Below are 1,142 nucleotides of genomic sequence, written 5' to 3'. Positions count from 1 at the left end.
ATAAGGCAAAAAATTCACGACTCGACTAAAAATTACGCATCAAATGGATAAGAAATCAGAGGAAACACTCTCTATAACGACCGAACACAAACCCCACCCTCCCTCTGTTAGGAAAATGCATTTACATTCTCTCACAGAAAACTCTCTCATCACTGAGTATTAAACTCACAAAAAACTATTACATTTTCAAAACAGCTCAGAAAATACAACCAGATTGTATCCTTAAAAACTATAGCGTACCCCTAAAATACCTTGGAATGACTGCTTCACCTTGTCCCCTTTAACATACTGTGCTTCCGCATAAAGCTTGAACTTCTTACTCACTAAACTACTCAAACCAATCCCCAATTTACCAAAATTCCCCGACAAGTCCGTGACAAATTGATGCAGCTTATTAATCGTCGTACGATTGCTATCTCTATTCTCACGCAACCACGCTGCCGTAATGTAAGCCATAGAAGTAACATCTCCTCCTAAACAGAATTCATATCCCGCAGATAAACCAACCTCACTGCGTAAGGATGTAAAGGCATTTATATCACCCGTCATCTCATTCGAAAGCTTGATCTCTTTACCCTCTACCTGCAACCAGCTCAATTGTGCATAAGGTTGCATCCAACTACTCTTCGTTGTCTCAAAACGATAACCCGCTTCAAATGATGTACCCAACCCCCATTGATTATAATTTCCTTCAATCGCTATACCATTCGTTGAAACAGCCTTCAGCGTATTTTGATAATGATTGTATTTTAAAATACTGTCGAGATACCATCCACTATGATCCAAATACGTGAGATAAGCGCCAATGCCATAACTATTGATACCACTGGTCCCCCCCCGTGTATGCGCAACACGTGCTTGATCATAACTACCAAAACCACCGATATAAAACTCTCCACCCATTAACTCACTTACACCACTGACACCTAAAACTATACCTGTCTGATCAAGCTTAAAGTCTTTATGATCTGCAACGATGTGTTCTTTGCTCTTAATTGCGTGCGCCCAGAAAGCCGTATTTTTCTTACCTCTGTCTAGAATTCCTCTTCCCGCACGTACAGCTTGCAGCTCATTGTGAAAAACCAGTGCTGGAGTCACAGACATGGACAACACTGCATCTGTAGAGGGAGTGGTTAAAAAGT

General features: G+C 40.9%; 1 protein-coding gene. It reads right to left on the bottom strand.

Translation table 11 applies throughout. From position 1 onward, the window contains the following. Window positions 1–222: 222 nt before the first annotated feature. The coding region (locus ACFINZ_RS09815; protein WP_375701416.1) for an autotransporter outer membrane beta-barrel domain-containing protein at window positions 223–1,142 on the bottom strand (920 nt) is incomplete at its 5' end.

Source organism: Bartonella sp. AA81SXKL (assembly GCF_042196945.1).
Lineage (GTDB): Bacteria > Pseudomonadota > Alphaproteobacteria > Rhizobiales > Rhizobiaceae > Bartonella.
This window is presented reverse-complemented; position numbering and strand designations above follow the sequence as displayed.